This window comes from Streptomyces sp. NBC_01334, assembly GCF_035983595.1.
GTDB classification, from domain to species: domain Bacteria; phylum Actinomycetota; class Actinomycetes; order Streptomycetales; family Streptomycetaceae; genus Streptomyces; species Streptomyces coriariae.
In genome coordinates this window covers 8,383,709-8,407,296 of record NZ_CP130718.1, presented here as the reverse complement: position 1 = coordinate 8,407,296, position 23,588 = coordinate 8,383,709, and the positions used below count along the sequence as shown (strand labels likewise).

The 23,588-nt window shown below is 72.1% G+C and carries 22 protein-coding genes; 6 read left to right on the top strand and 16 right to left on the bottom strand.

The window, feature by feature from the left end:
• Nucleotides 1-153: 153 nt before the first annotated feature.
• Both OG736_RS37445 and OG736_RS37440 read left to right on the top strand, forming a co-directional pair.
• The gene (locus tag OG736_RS37445) at nucleotides 154-870 is read left to right on the top strand and encodes a FadR/GntR family transcriptional regulator (protein WP_327186372.1); all 717 of its coding nucleotides are present in this window, start codon (nucleotides 154-156) and stop codon (nucleotides 868-870) included.
• Nucleotides 871-960: 90 nt separating this feature from the next.
• Nucleotides 961-2,304, top strand: coding sequence for an amidase (locus tag OG736_RS37440; RefSeq protein WP_327186371.1), 1,344 nt, complete (start codon nucleotides 961-963; stop codon nucleotides 2,302-2,304).
• Nucleotides 2,305-2,368: 64 nt separating this feature from the next.
• Here OG736_RS37440 and OG736_RS37435 read toward each other — a convergent pair whose 3' ends face one another.
• Nucleotides 2,369-2,542: a hypothetical protein gene (locus tag OG736_RS37435; RefSeq protein WP_020127513.1), complete on the bottom strand. Its 174-nt coding sequence runs from the start codon at nucleotides 2,540-2,542 to the stop codon at nucleotides 2,369-2,371.
• Between the two features lie 484 nt (nucleotides 2,543-3,026).
• Between OG736_RS37435 and OG736_RS37430 the strand changes: the two genes are divergently transcribed.
• Nucleotides 3,027-3,476: a hypothetical protein gene (locus OG736_RS37430; RefSeq protein ID WP_327186370.1), complete on the top strand. Its 450-nt coding sequence runs from the start codon at nucleotides 3,027-3,029 to the stop codon at nucleotides 3,474-3,476.
• Between the two features lie 25 nt (nucleotides 3,477-3,501).
• Complete coding sequence (locus OG736_RS37425) at nucleotides 3,502-4,317, top strand: SDR family oxidoreductase (protein ID WP_327186369.1); 816 nt, start codon at nucleotides 3,502-3,504, stop codon at nucleotides 4,315-4,317.
• A 7-nt stretch (nucleotides 4,318-4,324) separates the two neighbouring features.
• Here the strand turns inward: OG736_RS37425 and OG736_RS37420 are convergent, their stop codons facing one another.
• The 5 genes from OG736_RS37420 to OG736_RS37400 form a co-directional block, all read right to left on the bottom strand.
• Nucleotides 4,325-5,833, bottom strand: a complete 1,509-nt coding sequence (locus OG736_RS37420) for an SDR family NAD(P)-dependent oxidoreductase (RefSeq protein ID WP_327186368.1) — start codon at nucleotides 5,831-5,833, stop codon at nucleotides 4,325-4,327.
• 103 nt (nucleotides 5,834-5,936) lie between these two features.
• Nucleotides 5,937-7,295: a wax ester/triacylglycerol synthase family O-acyltransferase gene (locus OG736_RS37415; RefSeq protein WP_327186367.1), complete on the bottom strand. Its 1,359-nt coding sequence runs from the start codon at nucleotides 7,293-7,295 to the stop codon at nucleotides 5,937-5,939.
• 104 nt (nucleotides 7,296-7,399) lie between these two features.
• Entirely contained in the window at nucleotides 7,400-8,620 is a 1,221-nt protein-coding gene (gene glgC, locus OG736_RS37410; protein WP_327186366.1) for a glucose-1-phosphate adenylyltransferase, read from the bottom strand.
• A 50-nt stretch (nucleotides 8,621-8,670) separates the two neighbouring features.
• Nucleotides 8,671-9,822, bottom strand: a complete 1,152-nt coding sequence (gene glgA, locus OG736_RS37405; protein ID WP_327186365.1) for a glycogen synthase — start codon at nucleotides 9,820-9,822, stop codon at nucleotides 8,671-8,673.
• Nucleotides 9,823-9,861: 39 nt separating this feature from the next.
• Entirely contained in the window at nucleotides 9,862-10,677 is an 816-nt protein-coding gene (locus tag OG736_RS37400; RefSeq protein WP_327186364.1) for a (2Fe-2S)-binding protein, read from the bottom strand.
• 209 nt (nucleotides 10,678-10,886) lie between these two features.
• Between OG736_RS37400 and OG736_RS37395 the strand changes: the two genes are divergently transcribed.
• Nucleotides 10,887-12,158 (top strand): DMT family transporter, encoded by a 1,272-nt coding sequence (locus OG736_RS37395; RefSeq protein ID WP_327186363.1) that lies wholly within the window; start codon nucleotides 10,887-10,889, stop codon nucleotides 12,156-12,158.
• Here OG736_RS37395 and OG736_RS37390 read toward each other — a convergent pair.
• On the bottom strand, nucleotides 12,148-13,380 hold the full coding sequence (locus OG736_RS37390) for a transglycosylase family protein (protein ID WP_327186362.1): 1,233 nt from the start codon (nucleotides 13,378-13,380) through the stop codon (nucleotides 12,148-12,150). The two genes, OG736_RS37395 and OG736_RS37390, sit on opposite strands and share 11 nt — an antisense overlap.
• Before the next feature lie 197 nt (nucleotides 13,381-13,577).
• Here OG736_RS37390 and gndA point away from each other — a divergent pair, with 197 nt between their 5' ends.
• On the top strand, nucleotides 13,578-15,017 hold the full coding sequence (gene gndA, locus OG736_RS37385) for an NADP-dependent phosphogluconate dehydrogenase (RefSeq protein ID WP_327186361.1): 1,440 nt from the start codon (nucleotides 13,578-13,580) through the stop codon (nucleotides 15,015-15,017).
• A gap of 455 nt (nucleotides 15,018-15,472) precedes the next feature.
• Here gndA and OG736_RS37380 read toward each other — a convergent pair whose 3' ends face one another.
• From OG736_RS37380 to grpE, 9 genes are all read right to left on the bottom strand, one after another.
• Nucleotides 15,473-15,820 (bottom strand): GNAT family N-acetyltransferase, encoded by a 348-nt coding sequence (locus OG736_RS37380; protein ID WP_327186360.1) that lies wholly within the window; start codon nucleotides 15,818-15,820, stop codon nucleotides 15,473-15,475.
• A gap of 38 nt (nucleotides 15,821-15,858) precedes the next feature.
• Nucleotides 15,859-16,278 carry an aspartate 1-decarboxylase gene (gene panD, locus OG736_RS37375; RefSeq protein ID WP_020127501.1) on the bottom strand — a complete coding sequence of 140 codons (420 nt, stop codon included), beginning with the start codon at nucleotides 16,276-16,278 and terminating at the stop codon, nucleotides 15,859-15,861.
• 180 nt (nucleotides 16,279-16,458) lie between these two features.
• Nucleotides 16,459-18,267, bottom strand: a complete 1,809-nt coding sequence (locus OG736_RS37370; RefSeq protein ID WP_327186359.1) for an FAD-dependent oxidoreductase — start codon at nucleotides 18,265-18,267, stop codon at nucleotides 16,459-16,461.
• The gene (locus tag OG736_RS37365) at nucleotides 18,267-18,530 is read right to left on the bottom strand and encodes a UBP-type zinc finger domain-containing protein (RefSeq protein WP_168499985.1); all 264 of its coding nucleotides are present in this window, start codon (nucleotides 18,528-18,530) and stop codon (nucleotides 18,267-18,269) included. The genes OG736_RS37370 and OG736_RS37365 overlap by 1 nt, the downstream gene beginning before the upstream one ends.
• A gap of 5 nt (nucleotides 18,531-18,535) precedes the next feature.
• A complete protein-coding gene (trxA, locus tag OG736_RS37360) occupies nucleotides 18,536-18,982 on the bottom strand; it encodes a thioredoxin (protein WP_327186358.1) in 447 nt (148 codons plus the stop codon).
• A complete protein-coding gene (gene clpB, locus OG736_RS37355; protein ID WP_327186357.1) occupies nucleotides 18,979-21,618 on the bottom strand; it encodes an ATP-dependent chaperone ClpB in 2,640 nt (879 codons plus the stop codon). The genes trxA and clpB overlap by 4 nt, the downstream gene beginning before the upstream one ends.
• Nucleotides 21,609-22,016: a chaperone modulator CbpM gene (locus OG736_RS37350; protein ID WP_327186356.1), complete on the bottom strand. Its 408-nt coding sequence runs from the start codon at nucleotides 22,014-22,016 to the stop codon at nucleotides 21,609-21,611. The genes clpB and OG736_RS37350 overlap by 10 nt, the downstream gene beginning before the upstream one ends.
• Nucleotides 22,016-22,966: a DnaJ C-terminal domain-containing protein gene (locus OG736_RS37345; RefSeq protein WP_327186355.1), complete on the bottom strand. Its 951-nt coding sequence runs from the start codon at nucleotides 22,964-22,966 to the stop codon at nucleotides 22,016-22,018. Before OG736_RS37345 ends, OG736_RS37350 begins: the two co-directional genes overlap by 1 nt.
• A 6-nt stretch (nucleotides 22,967-22,972) precedes the next feature.
• Nucleotides 22,973-23,581 (bottom strand): nucleotide exchange factor GrpE, encoded by a 609-nt coding sequence (gene grpE / locus OG736_RS37340; protein WP_327186354.1) that lies wholly within the window; start codon nucleotides 23,579-23,581, stop codon nucleotides 22,973-22,975.
• Nucleotides 23,582-23,588: the final 7 nt, after the last annotated feature.

Here is a 23,588-nt window from a genome sequence, read left to right as displayed (position 1 = left end):
GGCCCGGAAGTCGCCGGCGGGTTACGTGCCGCATATTTATCAGACCACTTCCGCTCACCGACACCCCCCGGGTAGCTTTTTGGCGAGTTGCATGCCCAAGTGGTCCGACCACATCGCTGGGGATCGCGGCGCATCGGCGACAGGAGAGGCCACGTGGAAGACACTCCGCGCAGCGGGACCGGCGTCCCGAAGGGCACGGTGACACAGCGCGCCATCGAGCGGATCAAGGCGATGATCACCGACGGGTCGCTGGAGCCCGGCCAGCGGCTGCCGACCGAGCGCGATCTCGCGGTCGAGCTGGGCATCTCCCGCAGCTCGATGCGCGAGGCGATCCGGGCGCTCACGGTGCTGGGGGTGCTGGAGGCCCGGCACGGCTCCGGGATCTACGTCACCGCGCTGAAGGCGGGGGACCTGCTGGAGACGTTCGGGGTGGTGGCCGATCTGTCGCGGGGGCCGCGCCTGGTCGAACTGCTCCAGGTACGCCGGATCCTGGAGTCGACGGCCACCGCACTGGCCGCGGCCCGCATCACCCCGGAGCAGCTGGCCGCCGTGGAGGGGCACCTGGCGGCGATGAACGCGACGGACGACGCGGAGGAGATCCTCGCGCACGACCTGGAGTTCCACCGGGTGATCGCGGCGGCCGCCGGCAACGAGACGATGGCGGCGATCCTGGAGGGCCTGTCCTCACGCACCTTCCGGGCCCGCGTCTGGCGCGGCTATCAGGAGGAGGGCGCCTTCGCCCGGACCCGCCGCGAACACGCCGCGATCCACCGCGCGCTGGCCGCCCGTGACCCGGAGGCCGCCCGGGCGGCGGCGGCCGCCCATGTGGGCGAGGTGGAGGAGTGGCTCAGGGGGCAGGTGGGGCCCTGAGCCACGGCCGCCTCTCGACGCGGGACTCCCGGCCGGGCAGAGTTCTCCTACGTACTCGCCAGTAGTGCACGCACACCGAGGGAGCTGCCTGTGACCAGCTGGGTCGGCCGGACCGCCGTCGAGATCGCCGCCGCCGTACGCGCGAAGGAGGTCACGCCCCGTGAGGTGGTGGCCGAGCATCTCGCGCGGATCGAGCGGCTGGATGGCCGGATCGGAGCGTTCCGCACGGTCCGGGCCCGAGCCGCCCTGGCCGAGGCCGACGAGCTGGCCGCCCGCGGCGACCTGACCGGACTGCCACTGGCCGGGGTGCCGGTGGCGGTCAAGGACAACCTCGGTGTGCGGGGCGAGTCGACCCGCGTCGGCTCGGCCGCGACACCGGACACCCCGGCCGACGCCGACCATGTGACGGTGGCGCGGCTGCGGGCGGCCGGTGCGGTGGTCGTCGGCCTGACCAATGTGCCGGAGCTGTGTGTCTTCGGCACCACGGAGGGCGTGCACGGCACCGCACGCAATCCCTGGGACACCTCCCGCACGGCGGGCGGTTCGTCGGGCGGCAGCGCGGCCGCGGTCGCCGCGGGCCTGGTACCGATCGCCCTCGGCAACGACGGCATGGGCTCGCTGCGCATCCCGGCGGCCAACTGCGGCCTGGTGACCATCAAGCCGGGTTACGGCGTGGTGCCGGCCGGGATCGGCGAGGGCGACTGGTTCGGGATGTCGGAGAACGGTCCGCTGGCGACGACGGTCGAGGACACGCGGCTGATGCTGTCGGTCCTCGCGGACACCGACGTCGCGGCGGCCGGTGAGCCCGGTGCGCTGAAGATCGCCGTCTCCGTGCGCAGCCCGCTGGCCGGGGTCACGGTGAGCAAGCCGTACACGGGCGCCGCACGGGACGCGGCCGGGGTGCTGGTCCGGGCGGGACATCACGTGGAACGGGCCGAGCCGCCGTATCCGCTGTCGCTGGGCGTCACCTCGCTCGCGCACTGGACCGCGGGCACGGCGGTGGACGCCGCGAACCTCGACCCACGGCTGCTGACCCGGCGCACCCGGGTGCACGCGGCCGTCGGCCGGCGCTTCCTGTCCGGGGTGCGGGGCGGCTCGGCACGGGACGCACTGCGCCGACGCCTCGAGCCGTTCTTCGCGGAGTACGACGTGCTGCTCACTCCGGCGCTGGCGCGACGCTCACCGAAGTCGGTGCCGTGGCACGAGCGGGGCTGGCTGCGCAACGTCCTGGTGAACACGAACTACTCGCCGCTGACGCCGCCGTGGAACCTGACCGGCTGGCCCGCCATGGCGGTCCCCTTCGGCACACTGCCGTCCGGTGCTCCCACCGCGGTGCAGCTGGTGAGCCTGCCGGGGCGGGAAAGCGAACTGCTGCGGCTGGCCGAGCAGTTGGAGAGTCTGCGTCCGTGGCGACGGACGGCTCCGCTCGACTGAGCGGAGAGAGCGGGCCCGGCGTGGGCGTGCCTGGCGCACACCCAGGCCGGGCGACCGCGAGCGGTCAGTCCACGCTGGGCAGGATGTGGGGCTCGGCGAGGTCCTCCTCGTAGCCCGCCAGGCGGATGGGGGCGGAGCGGGCCCACACGTCGAGGCTGCCGATCTCGCCGGGCCGACGGCCGGCCCGCTCCGGGCGTTCCTTGGGACGTTGCTCGCGATTCGTCTTCTCCGGTGTCACCGCGCACTCCTTATGTGTCGGGTCACCCTCGGGGCGTGCCGGCCAGTCTGCGGTCCGGCGCCTGACGCTCCCTCGGGGCTGGCTCAAGTCGGTCGAGGACGCGGTGGCGCCGGCAACTTCTTGGAGGGCGAGCCGTTGTGAAGCGGCCTGTCCCATGACGGACCGTGGGTGTGGGTGGCACTCCGTACTGCTGTCCGTCCGCTACACATTAACCAAATGAGCGGGTGGCCGCTCGATAGGGCTGAAAATTTGGGGTAACCATGGCAAGTCACCCGTATGTCACCGCAGGTGAATTGAACCTTTTTCCACCCTGATGCACCTTCTGGATTCACCCGTCCGGGGGATATTGCTGGGCGTGGCGGCCCAGAGGGGCCGCGCATTCGCCCGCGAGTCCGTCGCGCAGTTCAAGTGCCGTTCGTCCGGTCGCAAGCAGGCCATGGTCTGCTGGCGTCCGGCAACGGCGGTCTCGCGGAAGGACTGACGCATGGAGCTGCGCAGCGTCGAGGAGCTGATGGACCTGCTGTACGCCTGCCGGGGCGTGCGGGACACCCCCGACCGCGGCAGGCCCGGCGTCGACCTGCACGATCACGCGCTCCAGACGGCGGCACTGCTGCGCCGCAGTCGCCCCGCCGACAAGGAGCTCCAGCTCACCGGGCTCGTCCACCCCATCGGTCACCTGCTGTGCCCCACCGACGCCACCGGCCGGCCGGAACGGGCCGCCGAGGCCGTACGCCCTCTGCTCGGCGCCCGGGTCTCCCGTCTCGTCCACCTGCACCCCTGGCACGGGCCCACCGCCGACGACGATCTGCTCAGCCTGCGCCAGGCCGACGAGGACGGCCGGGTGCCCGGGTTCGACGCGGGCGTGCTGGAGGACTGGCGCACGGTGCTGGAACTGCTGGCGGCGCGGAACTCGCGTCTTGGGGCTGTCGACTGACGGAGCGTCATGAGACGGTACGCCGATGACGTCGTCGTACGGGTTGCGGGGCAGGGCCGCCGTCGTCACGGGGGCCACGCGCGGGATCGGCTGGGCGGTGGCACGGGCGCTCGCCGACGCCGGGGCACGGGTGTGCGTCAGCGCGCGGGACCCGGACCGGGTGCGCCGCGCGGCCGGGGCGCTGGACGGTGTCGGACTGGCCGGTGACGTCGGGGACCCGGAGCACCCCCGGAAGCTGACCGAGCTGTGCCTGGACGCCTTCGGCCGGCTGGACGTGCTGGTCAACAACGCGGCGACCAACCAGCCCTACGGACCGCTCATGGACGCCGATCCCGGCGCCTGGCGGGAGGCGTTCACGGTGAACGTCGAGGCGCCGCTGCTGCTGGTGCAGTGCGCGTGGCGGGGCTGGATGCGTGAGCACGGCGGCGCGGTCGTCAACATCTGCACGGAGGGCGCGGGACACGTCGGCCCCGGCGTCGGCGCCTACGGCACCAGCAAGGCGGCCCTCCTCCACCTCACCCAGCAGCTCGCGGGCGAACTGGGCCCGGGAGTGCGGGTGAACTCCGTCTCCCCCGGCCTGGTGCGCACCGAGATGGCCCGGTTCGTATGGGAGCCGGGAGAGGAGGAGATGGCGGCGGCCCTGCCACTGGGCCGGATCGGGGAACCGGACGACGTGGCGCGAGCGGTGGTCTGGCTGTGCTCCGAAGAGGCGAAGTGGATCACCGGGGCGGATCTGCTGGTGGACGGCGGCACGAGGGTGCGCCGGGCGCACACCGCCACCCGAGGGGCGCGGGGAACTGTGCGACCAGCCCCCACGACCCCCACCCGACCACCGCAGTAGAACGGCCTTACCACTTACCGGGCGCGTAGTCCTTCAGGAACACCCCGTACAGATCCTCACCCTGTTCGCCGCGCACGATCGGGTCGTAGACGCGGGCCGCGCCGTCGACCAGGTCGAGCGGGGCGTGGAAGCCCTCCTCGGCGAGACGCAGCTTGTCGTAGTGCGGGCGCTCGTCGGTGATCCAGCCGGTGTCGACCGAGGTCATGAGGATGCCGTCGGCCTGGAACATCTCCTGGCCGCTGGTCCGCGTCACCATGTTCATCGCGGCCTTGGCGGCGTTGGTGTTCGGGTGTCCCGCGCCCTTGTAGCCACGGCCGAAGACGCCCTCCATGGCCGAGACGTTGACGACGTACGCGCGGCCGCTGGTCGCCTTCCTTGCGGCGTCGGCCATGGCCGGACGGAGCTTGCTGATCAGGATGAACGGCGCCGTGTAGTTGCACAGCTGGGTCTCGAGGAGCTCCACCGGGGAGATCTGCTCGATCGTCTGCACCCAGGTGTTGGTGTCGACGACGTCGGGGACCAGACCGCCCGCGTCGATGGCGGTGCCGTCGAGGTGCCGGGCGATGCTGGCGTTGCCCGCGACCAGGGCGAGGTCGGCGACCTGCTGGGCGTCGATGCCGGAGATTCCGGCGGGCAGGGTGGCCAGCCCGTCGACCGCGCCGGAGCCGAAGGCGCCGATGACGTGGTGGGCTGGCAGCTCGCCGGCCGGCAGCGGCGCGCTCTCGCCGTCGACCAGGGCGGCGTACGCGGAGGGCAGTCGCCGTACGGTCTGCGTCGCGTTGTTGACGAGGATGTCGAGGGGGCCCGCTTCGGCGACCTGGTCGGCGAGGGCCACGGCCTGCGCCGGGTCGCGCAGGTCGATGCCGACGACCTCCAGGCGGTGCATCCAGTCCCCCGAGTCGTCCATGGCCTTGAAGCGGCGGATGGCGTCCTTGGGGAAGCGGGTCGTGATCGTCGTGTGCGCGCCGTCCCGCAGCAGCCTCAGCGCGATGTACATGCCGATCTTGGCGCGGCCGCCGGTGAGCAGGGCACGCTTGCCGGTGAGGTCGGCGCGCACGTCGCGCTTGTCGCGGTTCAGGCGGGCGCACTCGGGACAGAGCTGGTGGTAGAAGTAGTCGACCTCGACGTACCGGGTCTTGCAGGTGTAGCAGGAGCGCGGGCGCTGGAGTATCCCGGCGATCCTGCCCTCCTCGGTGACCGAGGACGGCAGGATGCCCTCGGTCTCGTCGTCGATGCGCTGGGCGGAGCCGGTCGCGGTGGCCTCGGTGACCGCCTTGTCGTGGGCGGTCTTGGCGGCCCGGCGGTCCTGGCGGCGGCGCTGCTTCACGGTGCGGTAGACGCCGGCGGTGGCCCGGCGCACGGCGATCGCGTCGGGGTGGTCGACGTCCAGCTTGTCGAGCTCGTCCAGCACGGCGAGGCAGACGGCGAGCCGCTCCGGGTCGATGCCGGGCCCGTACACGACCTCGTCCACGACCTCCTCCGTGACCGCCGTCGAGCCGTCCTCTGTCACCGTCATCGCGCTGCCGCTTCCCTGATCACCCGTGCGGCGCTCCGACCGAGTCCGCCCTCGAAGGACGAATTTTACGGAGCGCCGGGCCGCTCCTCCAAACCCGTTCCCGTCAAGAGCCGCAGGCCGTGATGAGCGTCTCCACCTCGGCGGTCAGGGCGCGGGCGAACCGGTCGAGATCGGGGACCGCCTCGGCGTCGGCGACGAGCCCGTAGTGGATCTGGCCGCGGTAGGTGGAGACGGCGACCGCGAGGGCCTGGCCGCGGGCTAGCGGGGCGTACGGGAAGACCTCGGTCACCGGGTTCCCGCCGAGCTTCAGGCCGAAGCCGGGCAGGGGGACGCTGGTGACGAGGATGTCGAACCAGAGCCGGGCGGCGTGGCCGACCAGCGGGCCGCCGAGACGGTGGCCGAGGGCAGGGACGTGGTCGGCGAGCAGGGCGACGGCGCCGGCGCCCCGGCCGGGGCCCGCGTCCTTGTTGCGGTCCATGGCGGCGCGGACCGTGGCGAGGCGTCGCAGCGGGTCCGGGTCGTCGACGGGAAGCCGCATCAGGTACCCGGAGAGCCGGTTGCCCTGGGGGTGGGCGCTGCGCGGGCGGCGCTTGGAGACGGGGATGAGCGCGCGCGGCACCACGCCCTCGCTGCCGTCGCCGCGTTCGTCGAGCCAGCGGCGCAGGGCTCCGGCGACGACCGCGATCAGCACGTCGTTGACGGTGCCGCCGGCGACCTTGCGGATCCGGTGCACGTCGTCGAGGTCGATGACGACGCCGGCGGTGCGGCGGGTGCCGGTGGACGCGGCGGTGAGAGCGGGGGTGGGGCACATGCCCAGGGTGTGCACGGCGACGGAGGCGCCGATGTCGAGGGCGCGGCCCACGTCGGAGACGGCTCCGCGCAGCAGGCCGGGCAGTCTGCGCACGTCGGGAAGGGCCCCGCGGGCCGGTGCGGCGGGGCGGGGGCGGGGGGCGGGCAGATCCATGGGGTCGAGGACGGCCGCGGCCAGGGTCAGGGCGCGCAGTCCGTCGGCGAGGGCGTGGTGGAACTTGAAGAGCACGGCGAAGCGGCAGCCGTCCTCGTCGGGCAGGACGTGGGCCTCCCAGGGCGGGCGGCCGCGCTCCAGGGGGCGTTCCATGAGCCGCCCGGCCTCGGCCTGGAAGTCGGCGGTGGGCGCGTGCAGCGTGACGTGGTGCAGGGGGTCGAAGTCGGGGTCCGCCTCCCGGGTCGCGCCGCCGAAGGCGAGCGACCGGCGCAGGTCGAACGGTTCCGAGCGGTCGAACGGCCGCCACAGGTCCCGGATCCGCATGCGCAGTCCGGGAACGGCGGCGGCACGGGCCGCGAGCAGGTCGGCGGCGTGGGCGCCCGCGGTGGGCGACTGCGCCGTGAAGACGCCGAGCGCTCCCAGGTGCATGGGGTGCTCGGCCGACTCGAGGTTCCAGAACGCCAGGTCGAGGGGGGCCAGCAGATCGTCAGCAGTCAAGGGCTTGCCTCGCGTCGGCTAAGAGTGGAGGCCATCAGTCAAGCGCGCCCGGGCGATTACGGTCAAGTACGATCAAGCTACACACAGTTAACAGCGCATTAAGTTCAGGACACCTGCTGGCCCTTACCCAGGGCAATCACGCCGCCCTTCGACACCGTGTACAGCTCCGCGTCCCGCTCCGGGTTCACGCCGATGGTCGCACCCGGAGGAACCTCCACGTTCTTGTCGAGCACCGCCCCGCGCACGACCGCACCCCGTCCGATGTGCACGTTGTCGTGCAGGATCGAGCCCTGCACGACCGCTCCCGGGTCGACCACCACACCCGGCGACAGCACCGAGCGGGTGACCTGTCCGCGGATCAGGCACCCCGAACTGATGATCGACTCGCCGGCGATGCCTCCCGCGTTGAAACGCGCGGGGGACAGCTGGCCCGAGTGGGTGTAGATGGGCCAGCTGCGGTTGTACAGGTTGAAGGCGGGGCGCTCGGCGATCAGGTCCATATGGGCGTCGTAGTACGCGTCGAGCGTGCCGACGTCCCGCCAGTAGCCCTGGTCCCGGGTGGTCTCGCCGGGCACGTGGTTGTCGTGGAAGTCGTACAGCTGGGCCTCGCCGCGCTGGGTGAGCGCGGGCAGGATCGAGCCGCCCATGTCGTGGACGGAGCTCTCGTCCTCGGCGTCCCGCTGGAGCGCCTCGATGAGCGCCTTGGTGGTGAAGATGTAGTTGCCCATCGACGCGAACACGCTCTCCGGGTCGTCGGCGAGCCCCGGCGGGTCGGCCGGCTTCTCCAGGAAGCGTTCGACCGTCAGCCCGTCCGAGCCCGGGGTGATCACCCCGAAGGAGGAGGACTCGCCGCGCGGGACCCGGATCCCGGCCACGGTCACGCCGGCGCCGCTGTCGATGTGCTGGGTGAGCATCTGGCGCGGATCCATGCGGTACACGTGGTCGGCGCCGAACACGGCCACGTACTCGGGCCGCTCGTCGTAGATGAGGTTCAGCGACTGGAGGATGGCGTCGGCGCTGCCGAGGTACCAGCGCGGGCCGAGCCGCTGCTGGGCCGGGACCGGCGTGACGTAGTTGCCGAGCAGGCTGGACATCCGCCAGGTGGTGGTGATGTGCCGGTCCAGCGAGTGCGACTTGTACTGCGTCAGCACACAGATGCGCAGGACGTCCGCGTTGACCAGGTTGGACAGCACGAAGTCGACGAGCCGGTACGTGCCGCCGAAGGTGACCGCTGGTTTGGCGCGGTCAGCCGTGAGAGGCATCAGGCGTTTGCCCTCACCACCCGCCAGCACGATTCCGAGCACCGAAGGCCCACCACGACGCATGGCCGCTCCCCTCACCCTGGTTGAACCATGGTTGCCCCCGGCCGGGGGAACTAAGCCTGTTTGACGATCTCCTCGTACAGCCCGACCGTCCGCCGGGCCACCGCGTCCCAGCCGAACTCCCCCACCGCGCGCGCCCGCCCGGCCTCGCCCATCCGGCGGCCGGCCGCCGGGTCACCGAGGACCGCGTCCAGCGCCCGTGCGAGGCCCGCCTCGAAATCGTCGTCCACCTCCACGAGCGTCCCGGTCACCCCGTCCTCGACGACCTCCGGGATGCCGCCGACCCGGGAGGCCACGACGGGAGTGCCGCAGGCCATCGCCTCCAGATTGACGATGCCGAGCGGTTCGTACACCGAGGGGCAGACGAACACGGCGGCGTGCGTGAGGAGTTGGATCACCTCGGGGCGCGGCAGCATCTTCGGGATCCAGTGCACGCCGTCACGGGCCCGGCTCAGCCCTGCGAAGAGATCGCGGAACTCCTGGTCGATCTCCGGGGTGTCGGGCGCTCCCGCGCACAGCACGACCTGCGCCGCGGGGTCGATGTCCCGGACCGCGCGCAGCAGATGGGGCACACCCTTCTGCCGGGTGATACGGCCGACGAACAGCACGAACGGGCGGTCCGGGTCGAGGCCGATCCGGGTGAGGGCGTCGGTGCCGTGATCGGGACGGTACAGGGCGGTGTCGATGCCGTTGTGGACAACGTGGACCCGGTCCGGGGCGAGCGTCGGGTAGCAGGCGAGGATGTCCTCGCGCATCGCTGCGGAGACGGCGATCACCGCGTCGGCGGCCTCCACCGCGGTCCGCTCGGCCCAGCTCGACAGGGCGTAGCCGCCGCCGAGTTGCTCGGCCTTCCAGGGCCGCAGGGGCTCCAGCGAGTGCGCGGTGACCACGTGCGGGACGCCGTACAGCTCCTTGGCGAGGTGGCCGGCGAGGTTGGCGTACCAGGTGTGGGAGTGGACGAGCTCGCGGCCTTCGAGGGCGGCCGCCATGGCGAGGTCCACGGAGAAGGTGCGCAGCGCGTCGTTGGCGCCGTCCAGCGCGGACCAGGGGCGATGCCGCTGGACGCCCTCGGTGCGGCCCTCGCCCCAGCAGTGCACGTCGAGGTCGACCAGCCGCCTCAACTCGCGGGCCAGGAACTCCACATGGACGCCCGCGCCGCCGTACACGTCCGGGGGATACTCCCGGGTCAGCAGTCCCACTCGCACCCCGGAACCCCCACTCTCAGCGATCGGCTCCCTTCATGGTCACCCAGACGGGGCGCGTGGGGAAGAGCGCGGGGGTCGTGTGAAGCAACAGTCGCCGCAGACACCCCCGCCGGGCACCCGGTAGTACAGGCAGCAGCTGCGGCGGCGGAAGGCGGTGCCGGCCGATGTCCCGTTGTCGGTGAGGAGCGTCCCGGTGTCCGCGAGGAGGGGGTGGGTGAACAGCTCCGCGGTGAGGGCACGCGCGCGTGCGGCGACGTCGGGACGGCCGTGCGTGCGGGCCCACAGATCCAGCTGCCGGGCGGCCCCGGCCAGCGCGGATCCGGAGTTGCCCCGCAGCAGGCCCGACGCGACCGGATGGCGGGCGCGCAGCGCCGCGGAGAGGGGTTCGAGGTGGCCGTCGAGGACCACCGCGGCCACGGTCGCCGCGTCCCCCGGCCGGGCCCGCACCTCGGTCAGCCACAGGTCGTCCGGGGCGGCCGCGTCCGGGTCCCAGCACAGCAGCCCCGGAGCGAGGTCGGGAACGCTCCCGTACAGGACGGCGCAGCCGAGCGCCACCGACCAGAGGCGGGCCGCGAGGCCCTGCTGCGCCACCGAGGCCCCGATCCGGTCCTCGGGGGCGCGCAGGGCCCGGGCCACCTTGCGGACCCGGAAGGACAGCGGATCCCCGTGGACGTCCGGTGCCGCGCTCACGGAGGTCCTCCGGCAGGCCGGCTCCGGGTAGGCCCGGGCGAGGGTCGGCGGCGGCGCGGCCGGCTCTCCTGTGCCGCGCAGTCGTGTGCGCAGGGCGAAGAAGGGGCCGAGCGGGCGCAGCGCGGCGAGATCGGGGTCGAGGTCCACGAAGTGCAGTAGTACCAAGGCCGTCAGGGGCCGCGCTCAGGGGGATCCCTGGTCCGTCACCCGCCTGAGGGAGGACAGCGGGCCTTCAGTACTCCATCGGTAGTAGGACCTATTGAGTGCTCAGGTACGACGACGGGAACAGATCGACAGGGCATCGTGTTGGTTATGAGAGCCGACCGTTCGCCGCGCCGGGCCCCGCGCCCCCGCCTCACGCAGAGGATCAGCTGATGAGCGCCCTCGCGTTGTCCGTGGTCCTGTCGCTCGTCTCCGCTGTCGCGTACGCGGCCGGGGCGATCGTGCAGGAGCAGGTCGCGCTGTCCTCGCCCGGCGAGGAGTACGCCCCGCTGCGCCGTCCGGGCTGGTGGGCGGCGGTGGCGTTGAACGGTCTCGGCGGAGTTCTCCACGTGGTGGCGCTCGCCTACGGTCCCCTCAGTCTGGTTCAGCCGCTGGGCGCGCTGACCATCGTGTTCGCGTTGCCCATGGCCGCGCTGTTCGTCGGCCGCAGGGCCGGGGCGACGGCCTGGCGTGGCGCGATCATGGCGACGGTCGGTCTCGCCGGTCTGCTGTCCCTGGTGGGGGCGGCCGACGCACAGTCGCTGAGCACCCCGCAGCGGGTCAGCGTGGCCGTGGTCACCGCGGCCGCGGTCGTGGCCCTGATGGTGGCCGGGCGGGCCGCCCACCGGCACCCGGCGGTCCGCAGCATGCTGCTGGCGACCGCGTCGGGCATCGCGTTCGGCATGTCGTCGGTGTTCACCAAGACCGTCGCGGTCGACTGGACCGGTGGTGTCTCGACGGCCGACGTCCCGTCCCTGGCCGTGATCGGCGTGCTCGCCACGGCGGGCATGCTGCTGTCCCAGGCCGCCTACCGGGGCGCGGGCCTCGCGGCCCCGCTGGCCACGCTGACGGTGGTCAACCCGGTGGTGGCGGCCGCGGTCGGCATCACGATGTTCGGCGAGACCTTCCGCTACGGCACCACGGGCACCGTGCTCGCCCTGGGCTGCGGTGTGGTGGCGGCGGGCGGACTCATCCTGCTCACGACGGAGCGTCTTCAGGGCACTCGGCCCGAGACGGCGGCGGCTGCTCTACCGGACGCGCGGACCCCGGCGGACAGCGGCACGGCGGAGGTGTCGGCCACCGTCCCTGCGGACAGGAAGACAGGCGGTGCGACGGACGGGATCCCGTTCCCCGAGCAGCCGCGCGCACTGCGTCCGGAGGACCTGCGGTCGGCGGAAGCGGCACTGGGGGACCTGCGGCTCGCCGGAGCGGCTGCGGCCTTGGACCAGGCACGGTCGGCGGAGGCACGGGAGGCGGACGTACGGGAGGCAGACGTATTCAAGGAACGGCTCGTCCTGGCTCCGGCCACCGCCGACGGCGAGGACCGCTACGAGGAGGACCCGTCCGGCGGGGACGTGCCTCCGTCGTTCTACACCCCGCTGTACGGGGGTCTGTACGTCCCGATGCCGGTCGTGGACCGGCATCGGGAGCGCGTCAAATCCTGACGCCGCCGGCCCGGAGATACGCCACCGGGTCGACGTCCGTCCCGAAACCGGGCCCGGTCCGCACCTCGAAGTGCAGATGCGGGCCCGTGCTGTTGCCGGTGGAGCCGGACCGGCCGATGCGCTGTCCGCCGCTCACCGACTGCCCGTCCCGTACGGAGATCGCCGACAGGTGGGCGTACTGCGAGTAGCGGCCGTCGCCGTGCCGGATGACCACCTGGTACCCGAAGGAACCGGCCCAGCCCGCGCTCACCACCTCGCCGGCCTTGACCGCCTGCACGGAGGTGCCGGTGGGCACGGGGAAGTCGACGCCGGTGTGGTAGCCCTTCGACCAGGACGAACCCGTGGCGTGGTACGGCGTTCCGGTGGAGGCGCTGACGGGCGACACGAGGGAATGGCCGGTCGTCGCCTTGCGGTCGGTGTCCTTCGCCTTGGTGCTCTTGGCCGGCTTGCCCTCCTTGGCGCCCGAGGAGGTCTTCGGCTTCTCCGTCCGGGGCCTGGTGCTGCTCGGGGCCTTGGCCGCGGCGGCCGCCCGGCCGTCCAGGCTGAGCCGCTGACCGGGCAGGATCAGGTCGGGGTCGCCGCCGATGGTGGCCCGGTTGGCGGCCCAGAGCCCCCGCCAGCCGCCCTTGACCTCCTCGGTGTCCGCGATGCCGGAGAGGGTGTCGCCGCGGACCACGGTGTACATCTCCGCGGTGCCCGCGCGGGACTGAGGCGTGCTCTGCGGCCGTACGTCGTCCAGGGACGTCTTCGACGTCTTGGGGGCCGCCTTGGAGGACGGCTGGGCCGACGACGGCTCGGCGGACTTCGTCGTGGTGCCGTTCGGGTGGCTGTCGGGGGTGTCGCCGCCCCGGCTCAGTCCGGCCCGCACCGAGCAGACGGGCCAGGCGCCGGGCCCCTGCCCGTCCAGCACCTTCTCGGCCACGGCGATCTGCTGGTCCTTGGTGGCCAGATCCGCACGGGGCGCGTACCGCGTACCGCCGTACGCCTCCCAGGTCGACCGGGTGAACTGGAGTCCGCCGTAGTAACCGTTGCCGGTGTTGATGTTCCAGTCGTTGGTCGACTCGCACGCGGCGACCTTGTTCCAGGTGTCCACGTCGGCCGCTTGAGCTGCACCGGTGCCGATCAGCGGCAGCGCCATACCCGCACCGCCCGCCGTGACGGTGAGCGAGGCCCGGTTGATCCTGTTCGGCTGATACCGGCGGTGCCGGCCGCGTACGGCCATGGAGATCCCCCTCGACATGCGTCAGGAGGGGCAAAAGTAAGGGCGGCGAACAGGCCATGACAAGGCGACAACCGGCCGCTCCGACGCGCGGGCGAACGCCGGACGCCCCGGGCGGGAATCCGGCCGCCGGACCCGTCAAGATGGTCCAGGACGACACTGACCGAATGCACGGGCACACCCCTGGAGGAGCCAACCGTATGAGCACTTCAGCTCAGATCGGCGTCACGGGACTCGCGGTCATGGGCCGCAATCTCGCCCGCAACTTCGCACGCAACGGCTACACGGTCGCGCTGCACAACCGCACGGCGGCACGGACGCACGCCCTGGTCGAGGAGTTCGGCCACGAGGGCGAGTTCGTCGCCACCGAGACCGCCAAGGAGTTCGTGGCGGCACTGGAGCGGCCCCGCCGCCTGGTGATCATGGTTAAGGCCGGTGAGCCGACCGACGCGGTGATCCGGGAGTTCGCCCCGCTGCTCGAACCCGGTGACATGATCATCGACGGCGGCAACGCGCACTTCGCCGACACCCGCCGCCGCGAGCGCGAACTGCGCGAGCAGGACATCCACTTCGTCGGCACGGGGATCTCCGGTGGCGAGGAGGGCGCGCTGCACGGCCCGAGCATCATGCCGGGCGGCTCGCCGGAGTCGTACGAGTCGCTGGGCCCGATGCTGGAGAAGATCTCGGCGAAGGCGGCGGACGGGACGCCCTGCGTCACGCACATCGGCCCGGACGGCGCCGGCCACTTCGTGAAGATGGTCCACAACGGCATCGAGTACGCCGACATGCAACTGATCGGCGAGGCCTACCAGTTGCTGCGCGATGTCGCCGGGTACGAACCCGCGCAGATCGCGGACATCTTCCGCACCTGGAACACCGGCCGCCTCGACTCCTACCTGATCGAGATCACCGCCGAGGTGCTGTCCCATGTGGACACGGCGACGGGCCGGCCCTTCGTGGACGTGGTGGTCGACCAGGCGGAGCAGAAGGGCACCGGCCGCTGGACGGTCCAGATCGCGCTCGACCTGGGCGTTCCGGTGTCGGGCATCGCGGAGGCCGTCTTCGCACGGTCGCTGTCGGGGCACGCGAAGCTGCGCGAGGCCTCGCGCGGCCTGGCGGGACCGACCGCGTCCGCGCTGGGCAAGGCGGAGGCACAGGCCTTCGCCGACCGGGTGGAGCAGGCGCTGTACGCCTCGAAGATCGTGTCGTACACGCAGGGCTTCCACGAGATCGCCGCGGGCAGCGAGGAGTACGGCTGGGACATCGATCTCGGCGCCGTCTCCTCGATCTGGCGCGGTGGCTGCATCATCCGCGCGGCCTTCCTCGACCGGATCCGCTCCGCGTACGACAACCGGGCGGATCTGCCGAGCCTGCTGTCCGACGAGACCTTCGCCTCGGAGATCGCGGCGGCGCAGGACCCGTGGCGTGAGGTGCTGGTGTCCGCGACGCTTCAGGGCGTGCCGACGCCCGGGTTCGCGGCGGCGCTCGCCTACTACGACGCGCTGCGCGCGGAGCGGCTGCCGGCGGCGCTCACGCAGGGACAGCGGGACTTCTTCGGGGCGCACACCTACCGGAGGGTCGACCGCGAAGGCGCGTTCCACACCCTCTGGGGCGGCGACCGGTCGGAGACGGAGGCGTAGTCCTTCGAGGGCGTCAGGGCAGCACGGTGGGCGGCGGTCTCCCGTCGCCCACCGTGCTCCCGTCAGGTCAGGTCAGGGGCGGGCCCGGCTCCGGGCTCGGGACCGGTTCCGGACCCGGCGGGACCGGGGACGGCGAGGGACCCGGGGGCGGGCCGGGCCGCGGCGGCGGCGTCGGGTCCGGACCCGGCGGCGGCTCGGGAACGGGCACCGGGCTGGGGAACGGCTCCGGGGGGCCCGGGACCGGCCCGGGCGGCGGTCCGGGCTGGACTGGATCGGGCTCGACGGGATCGGGGTGGACGGGGTCGGCGAACGGGTTCGTCATGGTGCCCTCCGGCCAGATGCGAGGCTTGGCTCTGGACTCATCCCCCGCGTACCCGGGGCGGCCGCGGCCACTCACCCGGGTGGGCTCGACCGGCCGCCCCCGTCGGCGAGGCGCCGCGGGCACGTCGCTCGGATCAGAAACGGCCCGGGTGCGCGCGCAGCCAGTCCTTCGCGGCGCGCAGCAGCTCGGGGTCGGCGGCCGGAGCCTCGTCGGGGTGCCGCTCGGCCCACTTCACGACGTACGGGCAGAGCGGCGCCACGGGGATGCCCTCGCGCCCGGAGGCGGCGTACAGCTCCCGCGCCAGCGACCCGGCGATGCCCTTGCCCTCGTGGGCCGGCTCGACGACGGTGTGCACCGGCACCAGGGCGGGCGCGGGCGACTCCAGGACGAAGTACTCGATGCGTCCCACGACTTCACCGCCCTCGCCGAGGGCCTCCAGGCGGCCCGCCGCCCGGTCGTCGCGGATCTCGATGTCGCTCATGGGCACTCCCGGTGCGGTACGTACGCTGGCTGCTGCGGTCAGACCGACACCGCCTGCGGGCTGCGCTCCTGGTCGGAGCCCGGTACCGGCTCCGAGGGGTCCGCGCCGAGGGCCACGATCCGGTTGTCACGGTCCACGTGCACGACCCGCGGCTCCAGGGCCCGCGCCTCGGCGTCGGTCACCTGAGCGTAACTGATGATGATCACCAGATCACCGGGGTGCACGAGATGGGCGGCGGCCCCGTTGATCCCGACGACACCCGAGCCGCGCTCGCCCTCGATGACGTACGTCTCGAGCCGCGCCCCGTTGGTGATGTCGACGATGTGGACGAGCTCCCCCGGCAGCAGATCGGCCGCGTCCAGCAGATCTGCGTCGATGGTCACCGACCCCACGTAGTGCAGGTCGGCCTGGGTGACGGTGGCGCGGTGGATCTTGGACTTGAACATGGTGCGCAGCATGAAGAAGCTCCCGGATCGTCTGCTCCCTGCCTGCTACTGCAGGTCAAGGGCGGTCTTCGGAGGCTACATCGTTTCGCATGTCCGGTCAGCTGTCGTCAGGTGTTCGAGGAGTCACACCGACCCGTTGCTGACTTTCCGATGCCGCGCGAGAATTCGCGTGATCTCATCGCCCGCCATTCGTCATGCGAGCCAAGCGGACTCCTTGTGACGTAGGCGTGCGGAGACGTCCGAGCCGCCCCCGGCAACGGACGTGCCCGTGGTGCCGGGTGCGGCCGAGTGCCCCAGGTGCCGGTGCACGAAGTGGATGGCCATCGCGCCCTCACCGGCCGCCGAGGCCACCCGCTTCACCGAGCCGCTACGGGCGTCCCCCACCGCGAAGACCCCGGGCAGGCTGGTCTCCAGGGTCATGCACGAGCGCCCGCGCCACACCTCGGGGTAGGCGCAGGCTTCCTGGGCCTCCGGGCCGGTGAGGACGAAGCCGCGGGAGTCGAGGGCGATCATGCCGGCGAGCCACTCGGTGTGGGGGTCGGCGCCGGTGAAGACGAACAGGCCCCGTACCGCGAGTCGGCGGTGCCCGCCCGTGCGGTTGTCGACCACGTCGAGCTCCTCCAGCACCTCCTGGCCGATGACCTCGGTGACCTCGGTGTGCAGCATGACCTCCACCCGCGGATGGCGCTCGACCTGGTCGACCAGGTAGCGGGACATGTTGGCCTCAAGACTGGGTCCTCGGACCAGCAGGTGCACCTTCGGCGCGTGCCCGGCGAGGAACAGCACCGCCTGGCCCGCCGAGTTGCCTCCCCCGACGACTGCCACCGGGTCGGTGCGGCACTGCTGGGCCTCGTAGACGGTCGCCGAGTAGTGGACGCCCGTTCCCTCCAGGCGTTCGATGCCGGGCACCTGGAGCCGGCGGTAGCGGGCACCCGTGGCCAGGACGACGGCGCGGGCGGCGATCTCGCTGCCGTCGGCGAACGCCACCACGTAGTGGTCCTCGCCCTGGGGATGGAGACCGGTCGCCTCCGCCGGAATGCTGATCCTGGCGCCGAACTTGTCGGCCTGGAGCACGGCGCGTTCGGTGAGTTCGGCGCCGGAGATGCCGGCGGGGAAGCCGAGCAGATTCTCGATGCGGGACGACGTGCCGGCCTGGCCGCCGGTGGCCATCGCCTCCACCACGGTGGTGCTCAGGCCCTCGGAGGCGGCGTACACCGCGGCAGCGAGGCCGGCGGGTCCGGAGCCGACGATAAGGACGTCGCCGTGACGGTTTCCGACGGGCAGTGACGGCAGCCCGATGAGCCGGGCCAGTTCCGCGCTGCTGGGGTTGCGCAACAGGGTGGTGTCCCGCCACATGACGAGCGGTGTCTCCTCCGGGCCGACGCCGAAGCGGCGCAGCAGGTCCTCGGCCTCCTCGTCGGTCTCCAGGTCGATCCACCGGTGCGGCAGCCGGTTGCGGATGGCGAACTCGCGCAGCCGCCTGGTGTCGGGCGAGTAGCGCGAACCGATTATGCGGAAGCCGGCGCCCTGTCCGACGAGCAGCGCACGACGGCCCAGACAGGCGCGCAGCACGACGTCCCCGAGGGTGGAGTCCTGGGACACCAGGTGGCGCAACCGGTCCAAGGAGACGACGAGGACCTCGCCCGGCTCCCTGGCGACAGCGGTGTAGAAGGCCACCTGCCCGTGCAGCAGCCCGAGTTCGCCGATGAAGCGACCGGGGCCGTGCACGCGCAGCACGTGCTCCTCGGGAGTGCCGTGGTCCTCGACGACGGCGACGGTGCCGCTGAGGACGACGAAGAACGTCTCGCAGCGCTCCCCCTCATGGATCAGCACCTCGTTCGGAGCCATGCTCCGGCGTTGCCCGTGCTCCGCCAGACGTGCCGTCTGGTCCTCCGTAAGGCGCGGATACGCGCCGTAGACGTCCGGGGTCTCCCAGAAGACGGCCTCGTCCGCTTCCTCCGGCACCGGCTCTCCGCCCGGCAGCGGCTGGTCGCCGGACATCAGACGAACGCCTCGTGAACGTAGCACCAGCGCCAGTCCTCGCCGGGCTGGAACGACTGCACGATCGGATGGGCGTCGGCAGCTGCGTGCCTACGCGCGTGCTTGTTCGGCGAGGAGTCACAGCAGCCGACGTGCCCGCAGGTCAGGCAGAGCCTCAGGTGGACCCACGGGGAGCCGAGCAGCAGACACTCCTGACATCCTTCCGGGGTCAGCGGCCGGACCGGCCGGACAAGCGCGAGGTGGGGGTCTGCGTGCAGGGTCATACTGATCACCCTTCCCGGGCCGTGATCGACTGTTCCACCCACCGGCGCAGAGCGGGGGCGGGCGCCGCCCCCGCCTGCCGGGCGACCGTCTCGCCCTGGTCGAGCACGAGCAGTGTCGGTACCGCCTGGACGTCGAAACGCCGCGACAGCCGCGGGTTCTTGTCGATGTCGACCTTGACGAGTTTGATGCGGCCGGCGAGATCGGTGGCGACCTTCTCCAGCGCGGGGCTCACCATGCGGCAGGGGCCGCACCAGGTGGCCCACAGGTCGACCACGACGGGGACGTCGGCCCTCTCGGCGACCTCGGTGAAGTCGTCGTCGCCCGCGTCCACCATCCACGGCAGGGGCTGCTTGCAGTGGCCGCACCTGGGGCGGCCCTCCGCGGCCACGGGCACCCGGTTGGTGCGCCCGCAGTTCGGACAACTGACGGTCGTCGCCTGCATCGTGCTCATGCCGCCCGTGCTCCCTTCACGTCCTCGGACTGGTCGTAGGTGACCACCAGCTCTCCGTGCTCGGCGTCGACACGGACCGTCGCGCCGTCCTGGACGTCGCCGCGCAGCAGGGCGCGTCCGACCAGCGTCTCGACCTCGTGGGAGATGTAACGCCGCAGCGGCCGGGCCCCGTACACCGGGTCGTAGCCCTCGTGGGCGATCACTTCCCGGGCAGCGGGGGTGAGTTCGACGGTGATGCGGCGTTCGGCGAGCCGCCGCCGCAGTTCGTCGAACTGCAGCTCCACGATCCGCTCGATCTGCCGCTCGCCGAGCGGCTTGAACAGCACGATGTCGTCGACGCGGTTGAGGAACTCCGGGCGGAAGTGCCCGCGCAGCTCGCCCATCACCAGGGCACGGGCGTCGGGCTTGATCTCGCCCTCGGCGGTGGCGCCGTCGAGGAGGTGCTCGGAGCCGATGTTGGACGTCATGATGATCACGGTGTTGCGGAAGTCGACGGTGCGGCCCTGAGCGTCGGTGATGCGGCCGTCGTCGAGGATCTGCAGCAGGGTGTTGAAGACATCGGTGTGCGCCTTCTCGATCTCGTCGAACAGCACGACCGAGTACGGCTTGCGGCGTACGGCCTCGGTGAGCTGGCCGCCTTCCTCGTAGCCGACGTATCCGGGCGGTGCGCCCATGAGCCGGCTGACGGTGTGCCGCTCCTGGTACTCGCTCATGTCGAGGCGGACCATGTTCTCCTCGGAGTCGAACAGGGTCCTGGCGAGGGTCTTGGCCAGCTCGGTCTTCCCGACGCCGGTGGGGCCGAGGAAGATGAACGAGCCGATGGGGCGTCGAGGGTCGCGGATGCCGGAGCGGGCGCGGATGACGGCGTCGGCGACGAGCTGGACGGCCTCGTCCTGACCGATGACGCGCTCGCGCAGGATCTCGTCGAGGCGCAGCAGTTTCTCGCGTTCGCCCTCCTGGAGCCGGGCGACGGGGATGCCGGTCCAGGCGGCGACGATCTCGGCGATCTCCTCCTCGGTGACGACCTCGCGCAGCAGCCGGTTCTGCCCTTGTTTGGCGGCCAGTTGCTCCTCCTCTGCGGCGAGTCGGCGCTCCAGGTCCTGGAGTCGGCCGTAACGGAGTTCGGCGGCGCGGTTGAGGTCGTAGGCGCGTTCGGCCTCCTCCGCCTCGTGGCGGACCTGCTCCAGTTCCTGGCGCAGTTCCTGCACGCGGCGGATCGCCTGCCGTTCGGCCTCCCACTGGGCGCGTTTGGCGTCGGCCTCGCCACGGAGGTCGGCCAGTTCCCTGCGCAGCTCCCCCAGGCGGGCCTTGCTGGCGGGATCGGTCTCCTTGGACAGGGCCGCGTCCTCGATCTCCAGGCGGGTCACCCGGCGGGTGATCTCGTCGAGTTCGGCGGGCATGGAGTCGATCTCCGTACGCAGCCGGGCACAGGCCTCGTCGACGAGGTCGATGGCCTTGTCGGGCAGGAAACGGTCGGTGATGTAGCGGTGACTGAGGGTGGCCGCGGAGACCAGCGAGGTGTCCTGGATCTTCACGCCGTGGAAGACCTCCAGGCGTTCGCGCAGTCCGCGCAGGATGGAGATGGTGTCCTCCACGCTCGGCTCGTCGACCAGGACCTGCTGGAAGCGGCGTTCGAGGGCGGCGTCCTTCTCGATGTGTTTGCGGTACTCGTCGAGGGTGGTGGCGCCGATCATGTGCAGTTCGCCGCGGGCGAGCATCGGCTTGAGCATGTTGCCCGCGTCCATGGCCCCTTCGGCGGCGCCCGCGCCGACGACCGTGTGCAACTCGTCGACGAAGAGCAGGATCCGTCCCTCGGCGGCCTTGACCTCGCTGAGCACGGCCTTGAGGCGTTCCTCGAACTCGCCGCGGTACTTGGCGCCGGCGACCAGGGAGCCCATGTCGAGGGCGAACACGATCTTGTCGCGGAGCCCTTCGGGCACGTCACCGCGCACGATGCGCTGGGCCAGACCTTCCACGATGGCGGTCTTGCCGACGCCGGGGTCGCCGATGAGGACGGGGTTGTTCTTGGTCTTGCGGCTGAGGATCTGGGTGACCCGGCGGATCTCCGCGTCCCGGCCGATGACCGGGTCCAGCCGCCCGGACCGAGCCTCGAGGACCAGGTCGCGACCGTACTTCTCCAGCGCCTCGTAGGCCACTTCGGGGTTGGCGGAGGTGACACGCTGGTTGCCGCGGACCCGGGTGAGCGCGCTCAGGAACGAGTCCCTGGTGATGCCGGCCTGTTTGAGCAGGCGCCCGGCGGCGGTCGAAGAGCTCTCCTCAGCCAGCGCGAGCAGGAGGTGCTCCACGGACACGTACTCGTCCTTGAGGCGTTTGGCCTCCCGTTCGGCGGCGTCGAGCAGGCGGGAGAGGCGCTGGGTGACGAAGACCTGGCCGGGTGCCGCGCCGGGGCCGGTGACCTTCGGGCGGCGGGAGAGTTCCTCGCGCACGGCAGCGCGCAGTTCCTGCGGCTCGGTGCCGGCCTGTTGCAGCAACCGCGGGATCAGACCGTCCTCCTGATCGAGAAGTGCGAGCAGCAGGTGTTCCCCGTCGACCTCGGTGTGCCCCATGCCGACGGCCGCGGTCTGTGCCTCCTGGAGGGCTTCCTGGGACTTCTGGGTGAGACGGTTCATGTCCATGGGGGTGTGTCACTCCTCGTGCCGCGGCCGCGCAGGGCGGCTTCGAGCAGGCTGATGCGGTCGAGCAGGTCGAGCACCAGGCCGATGGATGCGTAGTTGAGGCAGAGGCCGGTGCGCAGCCGCTGGATGCGGGCGAGGACCGCCGGAGCCGTGGAGTCGAACACCAGGCGCCCCGCGGCGTCGCGTTCGGCGTCGACCAGGCCGAGGGCGACGAATCGACGGATCAGATCGGGGTGGAGGCCCGAGCGAAGGGCCACGGCGGCCAGGGAGAGCCTGGGGACGGGCACGAGCGCGTACCGGACAGCCGTCGAGGCGGTGAGGTCGGCGCCCGTCCGCACCGGACGGGCGCCGACGCCGGCCCGGCCGATGCCTGCCGCTCCCGCGGGTCGGTCTTTCATCACGTCCTCCTGGGGTCGAACGGGGAAGTGGCGGCGAGCTCCTCGAACAGTTCGCGCTCCCGGTCGCCGAGGGTGGGCGGCACCATGACGCGGAGTTCGGCGTACAGGTCGCCGTTCGCGCCGCGCGGATTCGGCATGCCCTCGCCGCGCAGCCGCAGCCGCCGGCCGCTGGACGAGCCCGCGGGCACCGTGACCTTGGCCGTGCCGCCGCCGGGCGTGGGCACCGGCACGGTCGCGCCCAGGGCCGCTTCCCAGGGGGTGACCGGGACTTGTACGTGTACATCGCGGCCGTCCAGCCGGAACCGGGGGTGGGGCTGGATACGCACCCGCAGGTACAGGTCGCCCGCGGCGGCGTCACCACTGCCCTGGCCGCCCTCACCCGCCAGCCGGATGCGCTGCCCGTCGGTGACGCCCGGCGGCACGTCGACCTCGTACCGCCGCGGCTGCCCGGTGGGACCGGCGAGCGTGACGGTGCGACGGCCGCCTCGGTACGCCTCCTCGACGGTGAGCGGCAGTTCCGCCTCCTGGTCCGCTCCGGGGACGCCGCCTCGGGCGGCGCCGGCTCCGAACATGGAGCCGAACAGGTCCTCGATGTCGATGCCCTCCGCGCCGAAGTCGTCGCCGAAGCCGGTGGCGTACCGGACACGAGGACCGCCACCGCCTGCGGTCCTCCGGCCGCGGAAGCCTCCGCCCGCTCCCGCCGCGACCCGTTCGTCGAAGTCCTCCGGGATCTTGCGGAAATCCTCGCCGAAGCGGTCGTAGCGGGCTCGGGTCTTGGGATCGGACAGGACGCTGTACGCCTCGTTGAGGTTTTTGAAACGCTCTTCCGCCCCGGGGTCCTTGTTGACGTCGGGGTGGTGCCTGCGCGCGAGTTTGCGATATGCCTGCTGGATCTCGTCCTGGCTCGCGGTCCGCGACACGCCCAGCACCTCGTAGAAGTCCCGTGCCATGACCGGTCACTCCCGCTTCGCGACGGTCACCGCGGCCGGCCTGAGCTGCCGCTCGCCGTCACCGTAGCCGGGGCGCAGCACCTGGACGACGGTGCCCGGTGGGGCGTCGGGGTCCTGGACTACACCGACCACTTCGTGCCGGGCAGGGTCGAAGGCGACGCCGGTCTCCGCATGCCGCGGGTAGCCGAGCAGTTCGAGGACGTTCACCGCCTGGTCGCGTACGGCCCTGATGCCCTCCACGATCGCGCCCGGATCGGCGCCCGCGTGGGTCAGGGCGAGTTCGAGGTTGTCGAGGACGGGCAGGAAGGCGGCCGCCGTGCGGGACCGCTCGACCGCCCGTTCGCGCTCCAGTTCCCTGGCGTGACGCTTGCGAAGGTTGTCGAGGTCGGCGAGTGCGCGCCGCCAGCGGTCCTCCAGTTCCTGGATCGCGGTCGTGTACTCGTCCTCGGCACGCGCGGGGCCGGCGGCGTCGGGTCCCGGTTCGCCGTTCGCCGCTTCGGACCGGGGCGGGCCCGGTCGGGGCAAATCCCCGCGCGGAGGGCGTCCGGCGTCTTCCGGCGCCGGTACGACCGGATCCGACGCGGCCCGGTCGGGTTCCTGGGGGTCGGTGGGCATGGCGCGC